The sequence below is a fragment of the Thalassotalea hakodatensis genome, from assembly GCF_030295995.1.
Lineage (GTDB): Bacteria > Pseudomonadota > Gammaproteobacteria > Enterobacterales > Alteromonadaceae > Thalassotalea_C > Thalassotalea_C hakodatensis.
In genome coordinates this window covers 1,342,982-1,367,098 of sequence record NZ_AP027365.1, presented here as the reverse complement: position 1 = coordinate 1,367,098, position 24,117 = coordinate 1,342,982, and the positions used below count along the sequence as shown (strand labels likewise).

Genomic DNA, 24,117 nt, shown 5'->3' with positions numbered 1-24,117 from the left:
AAATAGTTAAACGGGTGCTAACGAGTGAGTTAACTATGCAAAGTTAAGTGTATTTACGGTCTGTTGAGTATTGTATTATCAGGAAAATAAGTTAACACGATCGGCTGCCTTTAAGTATTCGCTTCTGGATATGAGTTAAGAGTAAAACGTCTCTTTGATAAAAAGTTGCGTTGTCTTTTTACTTACTTGCGTATTTTGCACGCTAAAGCTTCTTTCCTGCACTCTGCCGAATACTTCTGTTTGTTCGTTTTACATTTCACCCTCAATAATTGGATGATATTTCATCAGTAAAGTGTTCCATTCAAATAAAGTAAAACACTCGTAACAAAATGTCTCTGTTGACGAAAAGGCATTAGGAGCACATGCTGTGAAACTGTTCAAACTAATCAAAAAGCATGTTAATGACTCGCTTGAATTAACTTTTGAGAAAAGCTTTATGTTTATTCTTTGCGAGAAACTAACGCTAAAAAATAATAAATGGGCCACTGATGCGAAGGGCCTTGGTAGCCAAAGCTTTCTTTTAACTGTGTTATATCCACGCCCTCACTATAAACAGGCACTTTATTACTACCTGGAACCTTATCTTCACGGTCATAATAAGTAATACTTTCATCAGCACAACGACCAAAATTCTGCGTTCCATAATTCCAGAATATTCCGCCATAAACAGACACTGGCGCTAAATAAACGCTTTTTACCTTCACCTGTTCATTAGCTGATTTAAGCCCTTCACAAAGCCCTAAATTAATAAAACCGCCACAACTATGCCCAATAACTTTCACCGATGTTAGCTGATCAATTTGTGTTAACTTTTCAGCTATTTTAGTACCAATTCGTCGACCATTTACCGAGCATGTTAACGCATTATCGGCATAATCTTCCCAATCTATATTGACAATCAGTTCATGCTTATCGTGTTGTTTTAAGTGCGATTCAAGTTGTTTCGCCCAGCCTCTATTAGAATCCTTCAACCCATGACTAATCACCGTAACTGAATGGGGTTGATGCGCAGAATTTGAAACCTCAGGAAAGGGTATATTATAGTGAGTAAAAGGCCAGAATATATAAACTAACAATACCAACGTTACTAATACAAAGCTTAATAAAGGCAAGTAGAATGCAAAAAACATAGCCCAAAAGAACCAAGAATTTTTATGATACTGATAAAATACTAGCAACCTGCTTTTCATGCGTTAATTGATCTCAATAAACTTATAACTTGCTTGTTTCGTGCAAACAAACGTACCAACATACTCATGTAAATCAAAGCTAATCGATGTTAACGATTGTGCTAACAATATTTTATCGCTATCGATTGAAAATAATGTTGATAATGGTTGCCCAGTAGCTTTCATCAACGCTTCCTTTAAAGTCCATTGACGATAAAACGCTACAGAATCATTTAAGTTTAACCGTAAATTTTCTTGTTCTTTAACGCTCAAACACGTTTTTGCCAAACTTTCAAAATCTCTTTTTTTGGTTTTATTTTCAATATCAATGCCAAAAATAAAAGGCTTTTCAGATAACTGTAATGCGATAGCAATTGCACTACCTGAATGACTTAATGATACTCGACAAACAAGTTTAGAATCATAAAGTGCATGCAAACACTGTTCTTGATGGTTAAAAACAACCTCAACATCTTCATTTGCACAATCAAAACAAAGACCAACGTATTGTTTAATTAATGCACGACTTCGAAGAAAGGTTAACTTCGATTTTACTGATCGTTTTAATAACAATTGTTCACGTTCAGAATCAAATAAGCGATGCTCTAATGAAGAAGGAACGGCATAATTAATGGTGTTAATGACAAGAAAATCCGATGCTAACACTTGAGCTTTATTGAACAAAAATAAACAGTCCTTAACCCTTATAGTTTGACTAACGTGCCTTTTAACGTTACCCCTGCCAAAATAGCACCTGCGCCACACTCAAAGTGTGTTTCACTGACAAACTCACGCTTTTTATAATAAGACTCAATACCAACAACAGCATTCATCCCTTCTTTTAATGCTCGCGCTTGCAATGCTTTTAATGCTGAAAGCATTACCCACTCACATGCCTCTTGATCAGACTTCATAAACGCATTGGTTTTTTTATTGGTCATCACTTCACCATAGGTTTCTTGAGAATCGCCAAAGCTTTGATTACCAAAGTATAGTTTTACATTACTATTTAATGCGTCTTTAGCTTTAGTACTATCTAACAACTTCTCTATTGAATATGAATCAATTCTGTCTGCAGCTTTGGCTTGAAAAATAACTAACACAGTTAACAAGCTAGCTAATAAAAACGTTAATTTCATTGGGGCTCCCTCATTCCTTTAAAAATACACATAGATGTCGTTATAAATATTCAGTAAATATAGCGGCAATGAATTATTTATTATATATTTTTGTTATTTCATGATTATTTTTTTGAAAATATAAATCAATAACTTATATAAATTACATCCGTAAGAAATATCGTTATAATAACTGTTTTTTAACCATATGGAATATTCAGAAGGAAATTCATGAAATATATTATATTTTCCATCTTAGTCACACTTACTCTTGTCGGATGTAAAACTTCTCAAGCGATTTATAATACAAAAGCAAGTGTCCCTGTTAATATCAATAATGAAACAATGAAAAAATCGATTATTGATGCTTTATTATATAAACGATGGCGGGTACTGAAAACCAACGATAACAACATTATTGCAGGCATTGATGTTCGCGATCATTATGCAGAAATTAAAATCACCTATAACAACAGTGATTATTCTATCGATTATCAAAACAGCGACAACTTAGATTACTCTTCATCTAAAAACAAAATTCACCGTAACTACAATAAGTGGATTAAGCTGCTAGCTGCCGAAATTGAACGAAATGCCTTATTGGCTAATCGCTAAGTTCAGAAGGCACTTTATTGAAGTGCCTTTGCTTTAAAGCCTCTCATCAAAAAACCTTCTTAACGCATTATCCAAGCTATACCTACCCCTATGGACATACTATCTTTTCTCTCAACTAAAGGACTCTTTTCATTTCTCATCCCATGAAGATTACGATACATCATAAAGCCAGCCAACCATAAACTGCCCTTGCGATAAACAACACCTGAAGAAATACTTGTATGTAAATAACCTCCTTGTGAAGTGAAGGCTTGACGAGTATTAGATTGATATTTTTTATCTACACCATAATACAATTGATGAAAGTCGTCTGTAGCAAAATTTACCGTTAAACGGTTTTGCCAAGTCACATTTGCGTTGAATTTATTTTCTATCAGTGATTGTGCTAAATAAGAAGCACCATATTGCCAACCAGCGTCATCAATGTAACTAAAATCAGTCATCAACACTTTTCGACTAAAAATCTCAAGGTATGATTTTTCAGAAGCATATTGCTTCCCCGTTAGGTAATACTTAATCGCGGGGCCCGCTTGAAATGTCCAGTCGATATCTGGCATTCCTTTTCTAAGATCAACTTCAGCACTTTCCACTGGAATATTGGCTGAAAATGAAAAGTCGAGTGTGATATTTTCCAATTGCCACAAGCGGCCTAAAAGCCCTTCACGATTAACCTTAATATGTTCATTTTGATAATAAAAATATGGTAAAGGCACTAGGTAGTTTTTTCGTGACTGAGCACCAGCGTATTGCGGCGTAGACAATGCAAAAACGCCTGCACCATACTCAAATATGGGTTTATTCTTTGGCGTTGAATAACTATTAGTGCTAACAAAAATTAATAGTATCAATAAAATAAAACATGTTAAGGATCTCATTACTTACTCACGACCACTTTTTAAAAATAAGTGAAGTGTTTATCCCACCAAAGGCAAAATTATTACTCATGACGTATTGCGTATCAATCTGCCTAGCATCGTCTCGAATATAATCTAATGACGCACAGTTCTTATCAATTTCATCTAAATTCAGCGTAGGTGCAAACCACTTATCATTCATCATGTTAATGCAAGCCCAGGCTTCAATCGCACCACACGCACCTAAGGTATGCCCCAAATAGCTTTTTAATGAGCTGATAGGCACTTGACCAAAAACATGTTCTGTTGCAAATGACTCCGCAATATCACCACGTTCTGTAGCCGTGCCGTGTGCATTAACATAACCGATATCTTTCGCACAAAGATCGGCGTCTTCAAGTGCTAAGTTGATAGCTGCTGTCATAGTTTCTTGAGTTGGTTGAGTAACATGAACACCATCAGCATTCGTACCGTAACCAACAAGCTCAGCTAAGATAGTGGCCCCTCGCGCTTTAGCATGTTCTAACTCTTCTAAAATTAACGTACATGCCCCTTCACCAATGACAAGACCATCTCTACTTTGTTCAAACGGTCGTGGTGTTTTTTTCGGTGTGTCGTTTTTCACACTCGTAGCAAATAAAGTATCAAATACAGCAGCTTCAGTTACGCAGAGTTCTTCAGCCCCACCAGCTACCATCACCTTTTGTTTACCATACTTTATTGCTTCATAGGCATAGCCGATGCCTTGAGAACCAGAAGTACATGCAGAGCTAGTAGTAATTGTTCTCCCTTTTAACTCAAAAAACACTCCCACATTCACCGCAGTGGTATGTGCCATCATTTGGATATAACTTGTGGCAGTAACGCCATTCATTTCGCCGTTTTTCATTAAGTTACCAAAAGGAACTATCGGCGATGTTGAACCTGTTGATGACCCATACGCGATCCCCGTTGAACCATCAGTTAAACAAGGCGCATCACTCAATTTAGCTTGTGCTATCGCTCGTTCTGTTGCAACGGTTGCCATTAAAGACACTCGCCCCATTGAGCGTACTTTTTGTCGCTTATAATGTTTAGGTTTTTCAAAGTCTTTTACCGGTGCAGCAATTCGCGTATTCAGACCTTCTACGAAATCCCACTCTGGCATATTAACGACAGCACTTTCGCCTTGATTAAGCGCTGATTTAAAGCTTTGCCAATCTTGCCCTAACGCTGTAATTGCTGACATTCCTGTTACCACAACACGCTTCATTATATAAGCCCACCATTAACCGATAACACTTGTCTTGTGATATAAGCGGCGTCATCTGACATGAGGAAAGCTACTGCGCCAGCAACTTCTTTTGCCTTTCCTGCTCGCTTTAACGGTATTAGTTTTAACATGTCATCCAAGGGTAAAGCAGCGGTCATTTCGGTTTCAATTAACCCTGGTGCTACACAATTAACGGTAATTTTTCGCTTGGCTAGCTCTAACGCTAGCGCTTTTGTCGCGCCAATCACTCCCGCTTTTGCGGCACTATAATTTACTTGCCCTCGATTACCAGCAATACCGGAAACGGAAGCCATGGTAATGATACGTCCGCCTTTTCGAGCTTGTACCATTGGCATCACCGTTGGATGAACAACATTATAAAAACCTTCTAAACCCGTTTTAATTACGTCGTCCCAGTCATCACCACCCATTGCTGGAAAAGCCATATCACGGGTTATGCCTGCATTACAAACAACTCCATAGTATGCACCAAATGCTGCAATATCATTTTCGATTGTGCTTTTTGCTAACGCCCTATCACAAACATCAAATTGTAATACCGTTGCATTACGGCCAAGTTTTATAATATCTGACGCGACTTCCTCTGCTTTCGCTTTTTGACTGCGGCAGTGTACAGTGATATCAAACCCCAGCTCAGCGAGCTTTAATGCTATTTCACGTCCTATACCACGACTTGAACCTGTTACTAGCACACGTTTATTCATTGTTGTTCCTTTAAAAATTCTCTCGGGTTTTCTGGTTGAAACGCATTAACTTTTGCTTGCGCAATAATATGCTCACCTAATGAGATTTCACATTCAAACACGCTTAATCCTGATGTTTCTTTATATAATTCTTCAATTGATATTTGGTAGGTTTCATTTAGCTTGAAGCATGTTTGGTAGCATTGATATTTCCTGCTTCCCAATAAAAAACCTATATCTACGGGTTTTCCTTGTTCTAGTGCTTTAATACCTGCAAAAGCCGCAATAGCTTGCGCCATATATTCAATACCAATATAACTTTGTACACCGTTACTGTCAGGTTGATAAAAAGCCGAATCTTTCGTTATATCCACTTCGCATGTTGCGTGTGTTTCGCCAAAATCGATAAGTCGAGAAATTAAGATCATAGGTTCTCGATGAGCGATTAATGCTTCAATCGCGTATTTATTCATTTTCTTTACCTAAAATAATACTGATGTTATTCCCACCAAACGCAAAGGAGTTTGATAAAACATTCTCTAACGAAACACAACGTTCACCTTGTGCAATGCCAACTTTATCAAGGTTCGCATCTATTCCAAAATCGCTTTTATTAACAGGAATTTTTTGTTCAATATTTTTTGATGATAACAGCAACCACAATAAACCAGCTTCAATCCCTCCAGCGGCTCCTAATGTATGACCAGTAAAGCGCTTAGTTGAACTGCAAGGTACTTTAGTGCCAAAAACGTCAGAAACTGCCTGAGCTTCCATCTGATCATTTTTAATCGTTGCTGTACCGTGAAGGTTTATATAATGAATGTTGTCCGCCGTTAATACCGCATCATTTAGTGCTTGTATCATTGCCGTTTTCGCACCTTTCCCCTCTGGGTGAGGCGCTGATATATGATAAGCATCCGATGTTTCACCAACCCCCTTCAATTTAATTTTCGCAGACTGTTTCGCCATAACAAATAATGCTGCGCCTTCACCAATATTAATGCCATCACGTTCAGCTGATAAAGGATTACAGAATTGTTTTGCTATTGATTCTAAAGAATTAAAACCGTTATTCGGTAAATGGCTTAACGTATCGACGCCACCGCAAATTACCATATCAACCAAGTCACTGTTAAGTAAACTTCTCGCACTCGCAAGTGATTTAGCACTCGAGCTACAAGCAGTAGAAATAGTATACACTGGCCCTTTGGCACCTGTTATTTCGGCGATAAAATCAGCAGGAGATACCATTTCTTGCACGCTATAGTGATAATTTTCTGGCCAACTATTTACATTTTTATGCGCTGCTCGAGCAGCTTCACCTTCTTTGATCCCAGAAGTACTTGTTCCTAACACAACCGCAATACGAGATGAACAAATACCATTTAATAGCCGTTTAACGGTTACTTCAATCTGTTGGTATGCTAATAACGCAAGTTGGTTATTTCTACTTTGAAACTGTAATGGGAAACTTGATAGATCAGGCATTTCACCTGTATTTAACTGCACTTGACCACAATGAAAGACTTTGTCGGAATCGACCGCTTGCTGCCAGGGCGTCAAATACTCTTTCTTTGGTTGATTGATAAGTGAATTAAACACCTGTTCTTTATTATTACCTAGCGAGCAAACGATGCCTAAATCATGTAAATAGCTCATTAGTGCGCCTTTAACTTTTTAATCGTCATTTTGTATTGTCGTTGCAAGTGATGAAACTCGATTACACTGTCAAAATACGTAACTTCAATCACCGGTTGTTGATGAAAATACAGGGTTCTAACCCTATTTTCGGCGTTTTGCACTTCTTCGATCCGACCACCAATTAACCGAGATGATAGTTTATTTACTGGTATTTGGATCAACTGCATATCAGCTAAAATATGAGCGGGCTCAATATCAAGTGGTATATATCGTTTTATATCAACGTACCCAAAATCATCGTGCGTTAATTCGAACAACGGCATGCCTTGTAATGACACTGCAACTATCGCCAATTTACCTTGCGTGTATTCAGTGTTCACTAACATGTTATGTTGTTGTTCTTGCATCGTTACCGTTAATAAAGCTTGCTGGTAGTATTTCACTTCTTCATCTACAGACTGCAACTTTAACGCTATATCTTTGGCGATAGATACTTCAGCGGGCTGTTGGGTAGTTGAACAGGAAAATAGCAGAGTTAATATGATGGTGACTAAATATCGTTGCATAACTTTACCAATACATTTAATCGTCTTTCACTTTGTACAACATAGGGGTTATTGTCATCCCATGCGTACCCAGCCAAAATAGAACTGATCATCGCTTTTACGTGCGGCTCTTGTTGTTCAAAAAAGATCACATCTTGAAAGCGTCCGTCATACCATGCACTCACAAACGTTTTAAAACAATCAATACCTTTTTTTAGCGGTACAGCAAATTCATTTTCAATATCAACACGTTTACCATTTATTTTCTTATCAACGACAGGTGCAATTAAAGATGCTGACTTCATTGCAATGGTGACCCCGGAAGAAAAAACTGGATCTAAAAATTCACCTGCATTTCCAAGTAATGCATAATTATCACCATATAAACAATCAACATTTGCAGCATAGCCTTTAATGACTCGCGCATCTGAAATAAAGCTTGCATTGTTTAACAAATGTTTCAGATTGGGTGTTTGTTCAATAAAAGACTGTAGTAATTGGTTTGCAGTTAACTGTTGATCAAACATTGATGGCTCGCCTACTACGCCAACACTTGCGGTACCGTCTGCGAATGGAATTAACCAATACCAAATATCTTTATAGTTTGGATGCACAGTAATTAAAATTTTATTTCTGTCGAAGTTTTTATCGGTTATGTTGTCTTTAACATGAGTAAAATAGGATTGTCTAACAGGAAAGTTGGACGGTGTTTCTAACTGCAATAATCGAGGTAATACCCGCCCAAAGCCGCTCGCATCTAATAAAAACTTACCTGTAACTTGATACTCTTCACCAGTGTCAGTTTGAATATCTACCGTCGGGTTATCACATTCTACATCAACTTTTTTGACTAATTCGCCATAGCGAATATCTACCCCTTTTTGCTTAGCGCCATCGGCCAGTAGCTTATCAAAACCGGCACGTTTAATCTGATAAGTCGTACCAGGGCCCGGTGTAAATTTTTCCGTAAAATCAAAATCAGTGTATTTGTCTTGGTGAAAAAATGCTGCACCATTTTTAAATTGAAACGCCAAATCATCAGCTGATGTTTCAATATTTTCTAATAAACCTGCTTGTTTGATAAATGCCATACATTGAGGCAATAGGCTTTCACCGATAGAAAAACGAGGAAAATGCTCCTTTTCAATAATTAACACTTTATGGTTTAAATTTGCAAGCATTGCTCCAGCCACTGCACCTGCTGGACCGGCGCCTATAATGATGACATCAACATGTTCAACTTTCATTTTATTCCTTTGCCACAATTGGCGCCAATATATAAATCAAGAACAACCCTAAGGTTACAGTTAAGCCAAAGCTGTATATCGCCGGAGTTTGACTAAATGCTAACATGCCAAAAACCAATAAAGACGAAGCAGCAGATAGACTCACGGCTAAAAGGTTTGCTTGACTTAATTGCCGTTCACGATAAAAAATTAAGTAATCAACGGCTAAACCAATCAGTAGCATTGCACTCAATAAATTAAAAATAGAGATAGCACCATCGCGTAATTGTGAAAGATATAATGCACTATATGTTGCAGCTACAATAACCAACGCAGCTTTTAGCGTAGTTTTTAATTCATATCGTATTAATAACAATATCAAAATCACAGCTATAGCAGCAAAAAGCCAATAACTTAGTGTTTGTCTAAAGTGCTGAATAACATCAGTTAACGACGATTGTTTATCAAATAAAACCACATCCTTTTTATCCGCTAAGAACGTAGAAACTGCCGATTTAGATGTCCCACTCAGTTCCATTACCGATACATGACCGTTAATATCGTCAACATATAGGTGGTTAAGGTATTGTTTACCTAGCTTTTGAATAAAAGCATTAACGGTTAAGTAAGATACTTGTTCGGGTAGTTGAAAAGTTGGTACCGCTTGTGTCAACAATGAAAAAACACCGCCTTGCTGCGCTTTTTCAATACGTTGAAAATTAATGTTTTGCTGTGCTTTAGAAGGTAGCCAGTCACTTAATTTATTGATGTTAATTAAAGGATATGTAGTACGTAAATGAGCAGCTATCGCCTCTTCTTTTTGTAATAATGCTTCAATTGAAGTCGCGTGGATGAATACTCGATGAACTGACTGTTGATTAAGCAACTCAAAGTGATAACGTTCAGCATCCAAAAGCTCATCAGAGCTGGCATTTAATGACGCAACATTATCGTCAAATTGTAGCGGTTTAACTATTGAAGCTACAATCACTATGCTAATGGCCACTAAAATAGCCGGTTGTAGTTTTAATAGTAATGGTTTTAATGTTTTTGTACTTAATAAGCGAACTGACGATTGCTTTAAATCTTGAGAAAATAACAACCTTTCTAACCATAAGCTAGTAAAATAAGCGGCTATTAATCCAAAACTTACGAATACGGCAACCTGTTTTAATATCATTAACGGGGTAAAATAAAATAAGCTATAGCAAATTAAGGTGGTGATTAAGGCAAAACAGAGTGTCTTCCCTACCCTATGTTTATGAACTCCATACTTACTCGTTAATACATGTAAGCAATAATCAACCGTTAAGCCAATTAACGTTACCCCAAACACGAGAGTGATCACATGTATTGACGCAAAGCTCCATAAAAGCGCACAAAGCCCAACTAAAAATGCATTACTCACCGTCAGCATAATCCAAAAAACAGGAATAACTGAATGAAATGCCCAAACAACTAATATGACAGTTGCTAAAAGACTCAAGCTGCCAAAAACACTCATTTCCCATTTAGCGTTTGCAGCATTTTCAGCAGTATGTAATAAAATTCCAGAAGTTTTAATGGTTACTTTCGGATACTGCAATAATGTTTCGTTCACTAACTGATTAACGTGTTCTGCTGCAGCTATTGCTTGATCGATATTAACTAACGCTTTTTCTGCAGTCTCAACTTCAACAAAAAGTAAAATAGGCTGTTTCGTTGAATTTAATGCAATAAAGTAATTGTCTTTTACCGATATTGAAGAGTACTGGTTCAGCCTTTCATGAATAAAACTCGACGTGGCAAGACTGGGATCATTTGCAAAGGTTTGGCTGACAATTGGGTTGGATATTTGAGCAAGCTGTTGGTTAAAATATTGTTGATAACTCTTTATCGTTGATAGATGTTCTCGAAAATCGTTGGAAAGTACACTACCAACATGCTGCGTATAAAAATTCGACAACTGACTGATTTTCTCTTTATTAGGTAAGCTAACCTGCCAACCTTTTTGTTGAATATCAGACAACATACGTTGATACGCTTTGACTTTGTCTTCGCCAGAAAAAGAGATAATCAATTGGTTAGCGGAACGCTGGAACAATTTTTGTTCCGCATCAATAACAAATTCAGGATAGTCAGAAGCCGGTAAAGTACTTAATATATCTGCTTTAACATCAACACCTTGTCGAACTAAAAACAGTAACATCATTACTGTAGCAAACATTTGTACAATTAATAGCCCGGTATGCTTTTTCATCACAGCTCTTTACTTAACAACGCTTTTATCAGCAGGTGTCATCAACAGTTCAGTGTAATTACCGCTTTTTTCATTTATACGAATTGAGAGGTGTTTATCTTGGTAACAAAGATGAATTGTTTGACCGATTAAAGCAATTTTATCATCCAATGGCGACAATATAACGCAATTGCTTATTTTACTTTTATTAAAAGCAAAAAATGCTTTTAACGCTATTAAATCACCATTAATTAAGGCTTTAACCACCTTAATATAATGATTGGCTAATGGCAGTTCTACCTTTTCTTCTGAACCATTCTGCTGCCAAAGCTTCACGCCATCAAAGATTAATGTACTATGTACAGGTTTAGTCGTCTCCCATGTAAACTTGCTGTCTGTTTGGCGGTAATAACCAGAAGACATAAAAGGGTTGGCTAACACGTTAAAATACTTCTTTTGTTTAAAGGTACCGTGAGTATTTTTTTCCATTGGCATTGATAAAATATTCATCGCTTGCTCTGCATTAAGCTCGAAGCTGTGCAGCGGCTGCGACCATGCGCTAAGCAATAACAAGCAAAAAAAATAAATTAACTTAACCATGGTAGTATTTTTTCTTTAAATATTGTCGGACTTTCAAATTGCATTTCTCCTGTGTCAATTTCAACGGCAACTTGAATGGTATAAGCTTTTGTTAATTTTTGCCCCGTTTTTGCGTCAGAGATAATATAGTCTATTTTTATTCGAGACTCGTACTCTTTTAAGTAAGCATCAACTCGGATCAACTGAGAAAAGTATGCGGAATTTACATACTTTAATCGCATATCAATAATCGGCCACATAAAACCTGACGCTTGCATTTGCAAATAGTCATAATCAATTTTACGTAATAGCTCTCTACGCGCTTCTTCTAAGTAGCGAGCATAATTACCATGCCAAACAACCTGCATAGGGTCACAATCTTGAAAAGGTATGTCTATTTCCGCATAAGCACTGATTAACGCATCTTTACTCTTCATATAAAGGCCAACGTTGGGTTTGAATATGACTGATCGTTTGTCTTAGCATACTGTCTAAAGGTCTATCTTCTGATAAATCAGGAAAATAATTTGCAATGTCTTGATACATAGTAATCAGGCTAGGCGATAATGAATCTAAGGTAAGCTCATTATTTGCTAATCTAATACGAATTCCCTGCACAGCTGCCAGTAATGTACTTGCTAATACTTGCTCTGTTAATTGCAAAACACGTAAGCCATCTCGCGCAGCAATGGTGCCCATGCTGACTTTATCTTGATTATGACACTCTGTAGATCGAGAAAACACACTGGCGGGCATTGTTAATTTCAATGCTTCTGCTGTGTAAGCAGAGGCTCCTATTTGTACTGCTTTAAGGCCATGGTTTATATAACGACGTTGATCGCAACTTGAAGTAAGGTTTGCTGGTAAGCCATTGTTGTAACGGGTATCTACTAACGATGCAATCTGCCTATCAGCTAAATCAGCTAGGTTCGCCACGGCAGTTTTCATACTGTCCATTACCATTGCAATATGACCACCATAGAAGTGCCCACCATGAAGTACATGTTCACCTATGCCATCAATAATCGGATTGTCATTTGCTGAGTTTAATTCATTTTCAATGGTGGTTTTAAAAAATGGCAAGCTATCTTGCAACACACCAATCACATGCGGAGCACAACGTATTGAATATCGATCTTGAAGCCTATCGGCATTTCGTGGGTGCTCATGATGATTTAAATCATCTCGGATTCGTTTAGCAACAAGTTGTTGACCTTGATGAGGTTTGACCGAAAATAAAATTTCATCAAAATGGTGACTATTACCTTTAAGCGCGATACTAGAAAGAGAGGTGATGCGAGCTGCCATTTTTGCTAAGTATTGCGCACGGTCATAAGCTAAACACGCTAAGGCTGTCATCACAGCTGTTCCATTCATGATCGCGAGCCCTTCTTTAGGGCGTAAAGTAATGGGTGTTAAAGCTAATTGTTCTAAAATATCGCGACTCGCTGTTACTTTGCCTTGATAATAAACATCACGTTCACCTATTAGCGCGCCAGCCACGTACGATAAAGGAGTAAGATCACCACTAGCACCAACAGAGCCTTCTTGTGGGATTACAGGAATAATATTTTCATTGATAAATGTTGACAGCAAATTGAGTAAATCCCAACTAACACCTGAATACCCTTGAGTTAAAGATGCTAATCTAGTGGCTAAAATCGCTTTTCCTTGAGTTTCATCAAAAAAATCACCTAGGCCACAACCATGAAAACGCGTTAAATGTAGCGGCAGCTCTTGCACAAGCTCTAAAGGAATTTCAGTAGTAACAGAGTCACCATAACCGGTGGTAACGCCATAAATCACGCCATCTTCCGCTAATAAAGCGTCTAAAAATGTTACAGCGCTCTCAATACGTTCAACGAAATATTTATCGTTAGTAATTTCAACAGCAACATCACCGGTTGCAATTGCAACGATATCTTCGATGGCTAGTCTGCCTTGACCAAATACGACTGAGTTCATTTCTATCCTAACTTATTTTTCTTTTCTTCTACTTACAGTTTCATCTTTCTGCCAGAAATCAAAAAAATTAAACCATTGAAACGGATAACGCACCGCATAATACGCTAATCGCTCAGCATATGCAGTTATTACCTCTTTTAAAATAATGTTTCGCTGCTTTCTTGGCAAAGCAAGCCCGTCGCTAACATGTTCAAAAACAACATGAAAACCACCCTTTTCTTTAAAACAAAAAAACCAATAAATTGGACAATCTAACAATGCGGCAAGTATAAACGGCCCTTGAGAAAAGGCAGCATCATTACCTAAAAATGGTACATATTCCACACGACTTTGTTGAGTAACACTAGTTCTATCACCAACAATCACTATCATTTCACCATTGTCGACTTTTTCTTTAAGGGAAATGGCCAATGCGGGCGACATAGCACCAACTTGGATCAAATTAATCGCAACACCTTCATTCACACTTTGCAGCATTTCGTTAAACTTTACGGCATGGTCAGTAAAAACAAGCACATTAATTTTTGTTGTATACTTTCCGTAACTTAATGCTCGACATACTTCTAAATTACCTAGGTGTGAACCGATAAAAATTGCCCCTTTCTTTCGTTCTACTAGCCTAGGAAATACTTGGCTATCGTTATAGGTTAAATCTTGTTGCTTTATTCTGTTCAGCCATGCATCGAACTTATCAAATGCTGAATCTGCAAATTGACAAAAATGTTTTAAACTAGTGTAAAAACTAGGCTTAGGCACATCACTATTGACACGATGCGCTTGTTTAAAAAACTGGTACGACGCTAACCTTGCTCTACTTCCTGTAAGGAACATAAATAACACGACAGGAAAAAGTACTAGCCATAATAGCCTTCTACCAAATAACCGATAAACCCATAAAAGAATTTTTAAGCCAATCCTTGAGCCTCTTTCTTCCATTTTCGCCCAATGTTGGTTACTTTGTTTCATCTTTTAAGTTTTCTCGCAATTAACATGGGCAGTCTACGCAACATACCAAAGCATAATTTTGTATGCATCCATGAAATTCTGGCATTGTCTTCGAACGCTTTAAAATGAGAAACACCGTTTTGAGGATAAATAACGTTGGTTGCTATAAATTGAGTGTTGGTTCCTTGCCAATATAGCCGCACTAAAATTTCAATATCAAAATCCATTCGCTTGCCGATTGCCACTTTATCGAGCAAAGCAACACTTGCCTTTAATGGGTATACACGAAAACCGCACATCGTGTCTTTTAATGAAGTTGAAAGAGTTTCGATTATCACCCAAAAATGCGTAATATAACGCGCCAAGTAACGAACCTTGGGGATAGAGTCATCATAAACAGGCTTTCCACTAATGACTGAATGAGGGAATTGTTGAGATAACGCAATTAACGCGGGAATGTCGTCAAGACAATGTTGGCCGTCTGCATCCACTTGAATGGCATAATCAAACCCTTCTGCCAATGCATATGTTAGCCCAGTTTGAACAGCCCCACCTTTGCCTTGGTTGGTTTCATGATGTAATAACGTTAATAACGGCTCTTGAGCAGTAAGCTCTTCTAAGTCTGACTTTACCTGCAAATCACTACCATCATTAACCATGATAATAGCTAAGCCATACTTTGCTAATGTCGCAATTTGATTGGCTAAATTTTCAGTGTGGTTATAATTAGGTATCACAAAACAGTATTGCAATTAGGTTTCCTCTAATACTATCCGCCCAGAAGCGTGAGTGCCTTTTGTTGAGATGTACTTAAAGGTAAATTTATGCGCGCTTTTTAGCGTTAACAATAGGGTTACTTTCATATTTGGCGTGATCACTTCTTGAAACTTTAACACTTCTAGGTTTCTAACCGCCGAATCAGCAATCGCTAAATGTTCTCGAGCATAATGTATTGCCCAGTCTAACTGCACAACACCTGGCAAAATTGACGCTTGTGGAAAGTGCCCTTTAAAATAGTCAATATTTTCATCAGCTACTAGTGTTATTGAAACTTCACTATCATCAATAACACTACACTCATCAATACTCGGTAAAATATTTGTTAAATTAGACAAACAGCTTCTCCAATTCAATCATTGGTAATTTTCCCTGTGTATTATAAGGGAAGTGTTCTACAAAGCGCCATTTACGTGGCAGCGTAACTCGTTCAAAATATTGTTGTAAAAATATTTTTAATTGAACTGTTACGCCTCGTGAACCTTGTTCTGCTAGCGCAAGTTTGCCCAAAGGGCTTAATACCACAACAGCTGCAATAGTTGTTCTTTGTTGTTTTAATTCAAAAAGCTTAACGCTTTCAGTCCATTCATGCTGGCAACACACCTGCTCCATGTGAGTTAAATTGACACGTTTTTCTTCAAGCTTAATGGTTCGATCTATCCTGCCTAACAACCGTAACTTTCCTTGTTCTATTTGGCAAATATCATCAAGTTGTATTGTCTCTTCTTTTACAAAAGGGGAATGAAGTAATAATCGATGAGAGCTAGATTCTACGTCACATTCTACACCTGGGAACAACTGCCAGAGTTCATCAGACGGTTTACAAACATGTCGATAAGCAATTCCTCCTGACTCTGTACTACCATAAATTTGCGTTATTGGTTTGTGAAATTGTTCGAATAAGCTTAACGCATGGCTAGTCTCTAATTTTCCACCTGAGCAAAAAACAACATGCAAATGATGTTGATATGTTGCGATAACGTTGTCTTCAACTAATCGAGATAAAAACGCAGGGCTCGAAACTAATACCACGTGTTTATGTTGACGTATGACGCTGGCTATATGTTCTGGAAATTCATGGGTTTGGTAAACGGTATTACCTTTTTTTAACGGAAGAAGTGCTCGAAACAGCAAACCATAAATATGTTGGTGTGAAACCGTGGAAACAAACACATTTTCAGCTGACATTGGAAACAGTTTTTCTAGCGTTAACAATTCTTTATTTAATAATGTCCAGTCTTTGATAATAGCTTTTGGTTTGCCCGATGTACCTGAAGTAAAAAAAATAACTTCGCCACTTTCAGGCCAACTTGGCGCTGATATTTTTTCAGTCGATAAACACGCACCTTCAATAGAAGGCATATCATTGATTGATATATTACCAGCAGTATAATCAGCAGATTCGGCGATGTTTTCAAGCGTACCAATTTGTTCGTTAGGCGGTAATATCACGCGAACATTTTCAATACCCAATGCCAAAAAACGCACTAAAAATCGGTAAAGATTGGCGTCGTAGAGCATAACTTTTATCGAGGAACGTTTTGCAATGGTCGTTTTAATTAACCGTCGATATTGTTCAATATCTCGAAGAAAGTCATCACTTGAATATTGCGATTGACCAGAAAACAACTGAGGGTTTTCACCAATAAATTTATTTATTTTCATTGTTTTTTTGTACTGAACGCCTAACCAATAACTCTATTAAGAACACTATTGCCATAGCAATATAAGCGATAAAGCCGTTATACAGCATCCACGCCTCTTTTGATAAGCACAATGTTGTATACGTTGATATGGCAGCATTTAAAATAAAAAAAATGCACCATACCTTGGTAACCTTTTCAGTATAGTGAACCGCCTTTTCACTTAAATTATCATTTGTTATTCGAGCGAAAGTTTCAATCACACAAGGCTTTCTCATTAGCGAATAACTGAACGCCAAAAACAAAGCAACATTGACAATAACAGGATAAAATAAAATTCCGCTGTCTTGATTGATAATGATAGAAAATAATATGACGCATGCGCCTAAAATAGTCGACACAGGCAACCATGGCATTTTATTCGCCAACGATTTAGCTAATTGAAACCGTAAGAGCACGATACTCAAAAGCGCAATACCAAGCCAACGAGGTTCAACGTATTCTAAACCAAAATAAACAATAAAGGGGTAGAGAATTATAAGTCCACCCAATAGCAAAGTTAGCGGAGTTTTCACTTGGTCAATAATAATGCTTCAAGTTCATCAATAACATCACCAACCGTTCTTACTCGTTTAAACGCATCAGGGTTGATTTTTTTTCCAGTTATTTGGCTTAACTTAACAACCAAGTCAACGGCATCAATACTATCTAGCTCAAGCTCTTCATATAAGTGCGTTTCAGGCTTGATATCAGCTTCATCAACTTCGAAATCTTCAACTAAAATTTCGCTCAATGTTGTTAACATTTCTTCTCTAGACTTCATTTGTTTACCTATTGACTCTTCACACTTTGTATAAATTTAACTAAGCTATTCACTGACGAAAAATGCTGTTTAGTTTCTTCTGAGTTTGCATCAAGTTTAATATCAAAACGTTTTTTAATCGCTAAGCCTAATTCTAGAGCATCAATACTATCTAATCCTAAACCATCTCCAAATAACGGTTCATCATCTTTAATGTCATCAACAGTAACATCTTCTAGATCCAAAGATTCAATGATTAACATTTTCACTTCGAGCACTAAATCACTCATATTCTTGCTATTTCCTCTCGGTAATGCTGCTCTAAAACAGCGGTAAACTGGCGACTCATTTTACTCATTGCATTATCACCAGTAAAAGTAAATGACGGTATTTTATTTGCTAACATTAATCTAAATACAAAACGTTTATTTGGAATATGATACCATTTTTCCGCTTTCGTTAAGGTAGTTGGTTCAACGTTTATTAATACTGGCGTTATAGTAGCATTACATCGTAATGCAATATTGGCCGCTCCTCGTTGAAACCTTATCGCTTCACCGGGTATCGTTCGTGTTCCTTCAGGGAAAATAATAAGGTTATTTCCACAATGAAGTGATTGCCGGCAATCTTCAATAACACCATCGGCACAATCATTACTGATATACCCAGTGTTGCTTAAAATGGCCTTAATGAAGGGGTTGTTAAATAATGTTGCTTTAACAACACAATCTGCATTTGGAATAATAGAAATAAGTACAACGACATCAATGAGTGAAGGATGATTAGCCATCACTATATTTCCTGACAAGTGTTTGAGGTCGTTTTTATTTTCAATGCTAAATTTTGCTGTGCCACTATATTTTAATAAGCACACAAAGCCTTTAAACAAGTAATGCACCATTTTACGTGCTTTACGTTTTCTTTTGTCTCTATTTGAATAAAGTAAAATCTGTAACGGACAGATAAAAATAGAGACAATCAAACCACTAAAACCGAAAACAAAAAAACAAAGCCCTGTGGTGAACAACCGCCAAACATAACTGATATAGCTCATGTTAACGCCTTAACAGACCAGTTATTGTGTCGCCCTTGCAATAAGCAACGACTGTTTTTACTTCTAAGAAACTGGCCAATCATTATACCGTGAGGTAGCAACGCATCTTCATTAAGTGGCTTTTTTTCACTACGTTCAATCGTTAATTCTTCACCTGTAGCAATACTTTTAGAGATCAACATTGCTAAACAATGATCAATTTGTTTTTCATCTTGGTACCCAAGGTATTCAATAGGTAATGCTTGATCGCAATGAACGACTAAAACTTGATCAAGGTTGTCACTCTTTAATTTGGCATATGCATCAACTAAAGCCATCAACAGCGATTCTTTACCAGCAGATACAGTATTTGATGCAGCCTGGTTATTCGTTAAAATACTGAATAACCCAGCGGTGGCATTATGTACAGACATACTAAACCCTGTGGGAGAAAGACTTTCTTTTAACGCTAAGGAATCTAGAAGGCTGGCTGTTTTGTGTAAATCACCGTGTCGTGAAGAAAAAACAACTGGGCAATTAGCTCTTTCGCTGTTTACCTCTGATGCGCAATGCAATGCCATTTTAGTAAAGGCACTTAATCGTCGCCTTTGAATGGGTGAAACCCAATCTAACTTAGGTAAATCACTTTTATCAAAACAATGACGTTCATCCGACAACATTGTTTTATTTTCAGCACTTAAATAGCAAAAATTATTGACATAAAACCGCATTTAAATGCATCCCTACACCTGTTTAGTTGTTTAATTATACTTGTTATCAGAGACCGCGAATTATATAGGGAATTGAGATATATTCAACTTGTTAAACATTTGTGCAAACAATTTTAGTACGAAGCCAAGAATTAACTATAACCTTTTTGTAAAAATGCTATAAAACCAATAATCATCAAAAAGTTTGAAGACGAGAAACACTAACTCATGACAAACTGATCTATTGTGTTAAATTAAAAACTTGAGTAAAACTATAGATGGCGGTGACGGAGAGATTCGAACTCTCGAAAGGTTGCCCTTTACACACTTTCCAGGCGTGCTCCTTCAGCCACTCGGACACGTCACCTAAATTTGATTCATTTTTTAACGATAAATTTTTTACAGTGTTTATCGACACTGGGTGTTTTGGCTGAGCACGCCAGGCGTGTTATAAACCTTGGCAGCAACTCGGACACGTCACCTAAATTTGATTCATTTTTTAACGATAAATTTTTTACAGTGTTTATCTGCACTGGGTGATTTGGCTGAGCTCGCCTAGGCGTGTTATAAACCTTGGCAGCCACTCGGACACGTCACCTAAATTTGATTCATTTTTTAACGATAAATTTTTTACAGTGTTTATCTGCACTGGGTGATTTGGCTGAGCTCGCCTAGGCGTGTTATACACCTTGGCAGCAACTCGGACACGTCACCTAAACTTGAATTTTTATTGCTCCTTCACATCAATACTGAAGGCTGCACTAAAAAAGCTGCGCTATGTTAGAAAAAAAGCCCTGATTTAGCAAGGCTTTCTTATACTTTCAGTACTAATTGGTTGCTTTTTAGCTTAACGTTTTAAACTTGCTGAAAAATCGAGCATGCGATTGGTTGAACGTAAAGCGCCTTTTCGCAGTTCCATATCAACAAAAACTTCTTTGCCAGTTGGATCTATTAGGGCTTCTTCAATGGCTTTTAAGCCGTTCATCGCCATCCAAGGGCAATGTGCGCAGCTTTTACAGGTTGCCCCTTCCCCTGCTGTTGGAGCTTCAAAAAACTCTTTTTCAGGGCACAGTTGCTGCATTTTATAAAAAATACCGCGATCAGTGGCAACAATGAATTTTTGGTTAGGCATTTCTTGTGCTGCTTTGATCAGTTGGCTAGTTGAACCTACGGCGTCAGCTAGCGCTACAATTTCTGCTGGAGACTCAGGATGAACCAAAATAGCGGCATCAGGATGCAACGCTTTCATATCAGTCAACGCCTTGGTTTTAAACTCATCATGCACAATACAAGCACCTTGCCACATGATCATATCTGCACCCGTTTGCTTTTGAATATAATTGCCTAGATGACGATCTGGCCCCCAAACAATTTTTTCGCCTTGTTCATCTAAGTGTTCAACAATGTCGAGTGCGCAAGATGAAGTGACTATCCAATCAGCACGCGCTTTGACGGCTGTTGAAGTATTGGCGTAAACAACAACGGTACGATCAGGGTGTTGATCACAAAAATCGTTAAACTCTTTAATTGGGCAACCTAAATCTAAAGAACACGTAGCTTCTAGGGTTGGCATAACAACACGTTTTTCAGGTGTTAGCACTTTTGCGGTTTCACCCATGAACTTAACACCTGCAATGATTAACGTATCTGCCTGATGTTGGTTACCAAAACGTGCCATTTCTAGTGAATCTGCCACACAGCCACCGGTTTCTTCGGCTAACGCTTGAATCTCAGGATCAGTATAATAATGCGCGATCAATACCGCGTTTTTTTCAACTAATAGGTTCTTAATGCGTGTTTTGTAGTCTGATTTTTCTTGTTCAGATAACTTTGCGGGTTTCGCTGGAAAGTTAAATTCAAAATCTACTGCTAAATTACTCTGTGCCATTAGTTTACTCTACGTGCCTATTACAACTGGGCGGAATTATACGAGATATACGATGAAAAGTGTACTATCGGATCAATGTACAACTGGTGGTTTTTAGTGAACTGCTTATATCGTGTGGGGAAGTCATACAAATAGGCGATAACATGATAAAAAAGTGGTCGGTGGGATTTATTCCGTACATCCTGTACTTCACCCTACGGGCCGCTGCGCGTTCAAAATTGTTCCTGACAATTTTGTGAACCTTCTTCTTGATTCAAAACGTTAGCTGAATTATTAGCTACACGGTTTAGGCGATAAATAATTTTTTAAAAGTGGTCGGTCGTGAAGGATTTGAACCTTCGACAAATTGGTTAAAAGCCAACTGCTCTACCAACTGAGCTAACGACCGATGATAGATGGGTATGATAATAAAATGTAGACTCTGTTTACGACTTAAATACTTAAGAAGTGTTCGGTTGTGAAGGATTTATTTCGTACATCCTGTACTACACCCTTTGGGCCACTGCGCGTTCAAAATTGTTCCTGACAACTTTGTGAACCTTCTTCTTGGTTCAACCCTTCAACCTAACTTTACTCAAGTAAAAAGTGGTCGGTCGTGAAGGATTTGAACCTTCGACAAATTGGTTAAAAGCCAACTGCTCTACCAACTGAGCTAACGACCGATAATCTTATTTTACTATCTAATAAATGGCGAGCCACACTTTCTATTTTGGTATGAAGAAAGTGGTCGGTCGTGAAGGATTTATTCCATACATCCTGTACTACACCCTTTGGGCCGCTAAGCGTTCAAAATTGTTCCTGACAATTTTGTGAACCTTCTTCTTGGTTCAACCCTTCAACCTAACTTTATCATGAAAGAAAGTGGTCGGTCGTGAAGGATTTGAACCTTCGACAAATTGGTTAAAAGCCAACTGCTCTACCAACTGAGCTAACGACCGACATTTATTTACGTGGAACGTCTCGTTCAACGCGCCGCATATGATACTCATAATTTTGGCGAGTGCAACAACAAAATTAAGTTTTTTTGCTATCTGTGATTTTTTGTTTAAAAAGCCAACACACTGAGCAAGTTATCGCCACAAAACTACTGTAGTGACGATAATCTTGGCTGTGCTAACTTTGCAGCACTTGAATCAGGGTACAACGATAAAAGTTGTTGATAGATGCTTTTGGCTTGAGCAACGTTATTTTGTTTTTGTTCGACCATTCCTAACTTAAGCATTGCATCACTGCGTTTAGATGAATCTTTAAACTGATTCACGACAACAGAAAACGCTGATTTAGCTTGTGAAAGCTCACCTTTGCTAAAGAGTAATTGCCCTAACCAATATTGCGCATTAGCGGCATAACTCGAATTGGGATATTGTGAAATAAACTGTCGAAATGCAGGTATCGCATCATCGTAGCGTTTTTCTTTTAACACTAAGTTTAGCGCAGCATTATATACATCATCACCATTCGTAGCTGTCGGGCTAACGGTAGGAGTTGATACAGTTGCGTGCTCAAACGTATTCGCAGGTGTTTTAGGTTTAAGTGCTTGTGACACTCGACGTTCAAGCTCTTGATACAGTTCTTTTTGTCGATCTAATACTTGCGATAATTGATGTGAATGCAACTCTGTAACACCACGAAGTTCACTTACTTCATTTTGTAACTCATCAAGTTGACGCTGCATTTTAATTTGATTACGTGTGTACACCTTATTTTGGCGAACAATGTCTTCAATTTGTTCATGCAATGAACCAGAACTTGCAGAGCTAGAAATAACGTTAGATGCATCAATCACTGGTGCTGGTTCTGCTGCCTGACCATAAAAGGCGGCAGCAGAAAGTACACCAAATAAAACTTGGTTTAGTTTCATTTATAGGTTACTCAATTAGTAAACTAATACCGCACGGCGGTTTTTAGCAAAAGCACTCTCAGAGCGGTTTCTAACCATTGGTTTTTCTTCACCGTAACTTACGATAGAAATTTGAGAAGGTGAAACCCCCATGTTTTCTAAATACGTTTGTACTGACTTAGCACGACGTTCGCCTAATGCAATGTTGTAATCAGGCGTACCACGCTCATCTGCATGACCTTCAATTAAGACATTTACATCACTATTTTTTGATAAGAACGTAGCATGTGCGTCTAATACATTTGAAAAGTCTGCACTTACTGTTGATTTATCAAAACCAAAATAAACAATATGTTCTGAACGTAAACGTTCCATTTCTTGACGTTTTTGCTCTGCAATTTCAGCTTCACGTTGAGCTGCAGTCACTTGAACGTTATCTTGCTCAGTTGTAGTTTGAGTTTGAGTATTTGTATCAACCTGGCTTTGCTCATCAGTTTCAGTATTTGAACTACAAGCAGTTAAAGCCATAATAGGTAAAGCTACAGCAAGAGCCTTCACAGTTTTATTCAAGCGCATTTTAGGTTTCCTTATTG

At 37.7% G+C, this 24,117-nt stretch carries 27 protein-coding genes and 4 tRNA genes; 1 reads left to right on the top strand and 30 read right to left on the bottom strand.

Annotated features, from left to right (window positions below):
* Positions 1-440 precede the first annotated feature (440 nt).
* The 3 genes from QUE72_RS06060 to QUE72_RS06050 all read right to left on the bottom strand — a co-directional run bounded on the left by QUE72_RS06060 (position 441) and on the right by QUE72_RS06050 (position 2,308).
* Positions 441-1,130: a hypothetical protein gene (locus tag QUE72_RS06060; RefSeq protein WP_286272199.1), complete on the bottom strand. Its 690-nt coding sequence runs from the start codon at positions 1,128-1,130 to the stop codon at positions 441-443.
* A gap of 63 nt (positions 1,131-1,193) precedes the next feature.
* A complete protein-coding gene (locus QUE72_RS06055) occupies positions 1,194-1,853 on the bottom strand; it encodes a 4'-phosphopantetheinyl transferase family protein (RefSeq protein ID WP_286272197.1) in 660 nt (219 codons plus the stop codon).
* Positions 1,854-1,873: 20 nt separating this feature from the next.
* Positions 1,874-2,308, bottom strand: coding sequence for an excinuclease ABC subunit A (locus QUE72_RS06050; RefSeq protein WP_286272196.1), 435 nt, complete (start codon positions 2,306-2,308; stop codon positions 1,874-1,876).
* A gap of 210 nt (positions 2,309-2,518) precedes the next feature.
* Between QUE72_RS06050 and QUE72_RS06045 the strand changes: the two genes are divergently transcribed.
* Positions 2,519-2,902 carry a hypothetical protein gene (locus QUE72_RS06045; RefSeq protein WP_286272194.1) on the top strand — a complete coding sequence of 128 codons (384 nt, stop codon included), beginning with the start codon at positions 2,519-2,521 and terminating at the stop codon, positions 2,900-2,902.
* Positions 2,903-2,961: 59 nt separating this feature from the next.
* On the opposite strand, the gene QUE72_RS06040 is transcribed toward QUE72_RS06045, so the two are convergent.
* From QUE72_RS06040 to pal, 27 genes are all read right to left on the bottom strand, one after another.
* The gene (locus tag QUE72_RS06040) at positions 2,962-3,777 is read right to left on the bottom strand and encodes a MipA/OmpV family protein (protein ID WP_286272192.1); all 816 of its coding nucleotides are present in this window, start codon (positions 3,775-3,777) and stop codon (positions 2,962-2,964) included.
* Positions 3,778-3,784: 7 nt separating this feature from the next.
* Positions 3,785-5,008, bottom strand: coding sequence for a beta-ketoacyl-ACP synthase (locus QUE72_RS06035; RefSeq protein ID WP_286272190.1), 1,224 nt, complete (start codon positions 5,006-5,008; stop codon positions 3,785-3,787).
* Positions 5,008-5,733 (bottom strand): 3-oxoacyl-ACP reductase FabG, encoded by a 726-nt coding sequence (gene fabG, locus QUE72_RS06030; protein ID WP_286272188.1) that lies wholly within the window; start codon positions 5,731-5,733, stop codon positions 5,008-5,010. The genes QUE72_RS06035 and fabG overlap by 1 nt, the downstream gene beginning before the upstream one ends.
* The gene (locus tag QUE72_RS06025) at positions 5,730-6,185 is read right to left on the bottom strand and encodes a hotdog family protein (protein ID WP_286272187.1); all 456 of its coding nucleotides are present in this window, start codon (positions 6,183-6,185) and stop codon (positions 5,730-5,732) included. The genes fabG and QUE72_RS06025 overlap by 4 nt, the downstream gene beginning before the upstream one ends.
* Positions 6,178-7,371 carry a beta-ketoacyl-ACP synthase gene (locus QUE72_RS06020; protein WP_286272185.1) on the bottom strand — a complete coding sequence of 398 codons (1,194 nt, stop codon included), beginning with the start codon at positions 7,369-7,371 and terminating at the stop codon, positions 6,178-6,180. The genes QUE72_RS06025 and QUE72_RS06020 overlap by 8 nt, the downstream gene beginning before the upstream one ends.
* The gene (locus QUE72_RS06015) at positions 7,371-7,919 is read right to left on the bottom strand and encodes a DUF3261 domain-containing protein (RefSeq protein WP_286272184.1); all 549 of its coding nucleotides are present in this window, start codon (positions 7,917-7,919) and stop codon (positions 7,371-7,373) included. Before QUE72_RS06015 ends, QUE72_RS06020 begins: the two co-directional genes overlap by 1 nt.
* Positions 7,904-9,145: an NAD(P)/FAD-dependent oxidoreductase gene (locus QUE72_RS06010; protein WP_286272183.1), complete on the bottom strand. Its 1,242-nt coding sequence runs from the start codon at positions 9,143-9,145 to the stop codon at positions 7,904-7,906. Before QUE72_RS06010 ends, QUE72_RS06015 begins: the two co-directional genes overlap by 16 nt.
* Position 9,146: 1 nt before the next feature.
* Entirely contained in the window at positions 9,147-11,363 is a 2,217-nt protein-coding gene (locus tag QUE72_RS06005) for an MMPL family transporter (protein ID WP_286272181.1), read from the bottom strand.
* 9 nt (positions 11,364-11,372) lie between these two features.
* Positions 11,373-11,942, bottom strand: a complete 570-nt coding sequence (locus QUE72_RS06000) for an outer membrane lipoprotein carrier protein LolA (RefSeq protein ID WP_286272180.1) — start codon at positions 11,940-11,942, stop codon at positions 11,373-11,375.
* Positions 11,930-12,358: an acyl-CoA thioesterase gene (locus QUE72_RS05995; RefSeq protein ID WP_286272179.1), complete on the bottom strand. Its 429-nt coding sequence runs from the start codon at positions 12,356-12,358 to the stop codon at positions 11,930-11,932. The genes QUE72_RS06000 and QUE72_RS05995 overlap by 13 nt, the downstream gene beginning before the upstream one ends.
* Positions 12,348-13,886 (bottom strand): HAL/PAL/TAL family ammonia-lyase, encoded by a 1,539-nt coding sequence (locus QUE72_RS05990; RefSeq protein WP_286272177.1) that lies wholly within the window; start codon positions 13,884-13,886, stop codon positions 12,348-12,350. Before QUE72_RS05990 ends, QUE72_RS05995 begins: the two co-directional genes overlap by 11 nt.
* Before the next feature lie 12 nt (positions 13,887-13,898).
* A complete protein-coding gene (locus QUE72_RS05985; RefSeq protein WP_286272176.1) occupies positions 13,899-14,852 on the bottom strand; it encodes an LpxL/LpxP family acyltransferase in 954 nt (317 codons plus the stop codon).
* Positions 14,849-15,583, bottom strand: a complete 735-nt coding sequence (locus QUE72_RS05980) for a glycosyltransferase family 2 protein (protein WP_286272175.1) — start codon at positions 15,581-15,583, stop codon at positions 14,849-14,851. Before QUE72_RS05980 ends, QUE72_RS05985 begins: the two co-directional genes overlap by 4 nt.
* Positions 15,584-15,946, bottom strand: coding sequence for an ApeI family dehydratase (locus QUE72_RS05975; RefSeq protein WP_286272173.1), 363 nt, complete (start codon positions 15,944-15,946; stop codon positions 15,584-15,586).
* Positions 15,939-17,273, bottom strand: coding sequence for an AMP-binding protein (locus QUE72_RS05970; RefSeq protein WP_286272172.1), 1,335 nt, complete (start codon positions 17,271-17,273; stop codon positions 15,939-15,941). The genes QUE72_RS05975 and QUE72_RS05970 overlap by 8 nt, the downstream gene beginning before the upstream one ends.
* Positions 17,260-17,718 carry a COG4648 family protein gene (locus QUE72_RS05965; RefSeq protein WP_407704955.1) on the bottom strand — a complete coding sequence of 153 codons (459 nt, stop codon included), beginning with the start codon at positions 17,716-17,718 and terminating at the stop codon, positions 17,260-17,262. The genes QUE72_RS05970 and QUE72_RS05965 overlap by 14 nt, the downstream gene beginning before the upstream one ends.
* Before the next feature lie 104 nt (positions 17,719-17,822).
* On the bottom strand, positions 17,823-18,074 hold the full coding sequence (locus tag QUE72_RS05960) for an acyl carrier protein (protein ID WP_286272171.1): 252 nt from the start codon (positions 18,072-18,074) through the stop codon (positions 17,823-17,825).
* 8 nt (positions 18,075-18,082) lie between these two features.
* Positions 18,083-18,343 (bottom strand): phosphopantetheine-binding protein, encoded by a 261-nt coding sequence (locus QUE72_RS05955; RefSeq protein ID WP_286272170.1) that lies wholly within the window; start codon positions 18,341-18,343, stop codon positions 18,083-18,085.
* Positions 18,340-19,107, bottom strand: a complete 768-nt coding sequence (locus QUE72_RS05950; RefSeq protein WP_286272169.1) for a lysophospholipid acyltransferase family protein — start codon at positions 19,105-19,107, stop codon at positions 18,340-18,342. The genes QUE72_RS05955 and QUE72_RS05950 overlap by 4 nt, the downstream gene beginning before the upstream one ends.
* A complete protein-coding gene (locus QUE72_RS05945; protein ID WP_286272166.1) occupies positions 19,104-19,817 on the bottom strand; it encodes a beta-ketoacyl synthase chain length factor in 714 nt (237 codons plus the stop codon). Before QUE72_RS05945 ends, QUE72_RS05950 begins: the two co-directional genes overlap by 4 nt.
* Before the next feature lie 258 nt (positions 19,818-20,075).
* Positions 20,076-20,163, bottom strand: a tRNA-Ser gene (locus tag QUE72_RS05940).
* Between the two features lie 480 nt (positions 20,164-20,643).
* The gene (gene nadA / locus QUE72_RS05935; RefSeq protein WP_286272164.1) at positions 20,644-21,684 is read right to left on the bottom strand and encodes a quinolinate synthase NadA; all 1,041 of its coding nucleotides are present in this window, start codon (positions 21,682-21,684) and stop codon (positions 20,644-20,646) included.
* A gap of 312 nt (positions 21,685-21,996) precedes the next feature.
* Positions 21,997-22,072 (bottom strand) — tRNA-Lys (locus QUE72_RS05930).
* Between the two features lie 198 nt (positions 22,073-22,270).
* Positions 22,271-22,346: transfer RNA gene (locus tag QUE72_RS05925), tRNA-Lys, on the bottom strand.
* 200 nt (positions 22,347-22,546) lie between these two features.
* A tRNA-Lys gene (locus QUE72_RS05920) sits at positions 22,547-22,622 on the bottom strand.
* 146 nt (positions 22,623-22,768) lie between these two features.
* A complete protein-coding gene (gene ybgF / locus QUE72_RS05915) occupies positions 22,769-23,545 on the bottom strand; it encodes a tol-pal system protein YbgF (RefSeq protein WP_286272161.1) in 777 nt (258 codons plus the stop codon).
* Between the two features lie 15 nt (positions 23,546-23,560).
* A complete protein-coding gene (pal, locus tag QUE72_RS05910) occupies positions 23,561-24,100 on the bottom strand; it encodes a peptidoglycan-associated lipoprotein Pal (RefSeq protein ID WP_074500434.1) in 540 nt (179 codons plus the stop codon).
* Positions 24,101-24,117: the final 17 nt, after the last annotated feature.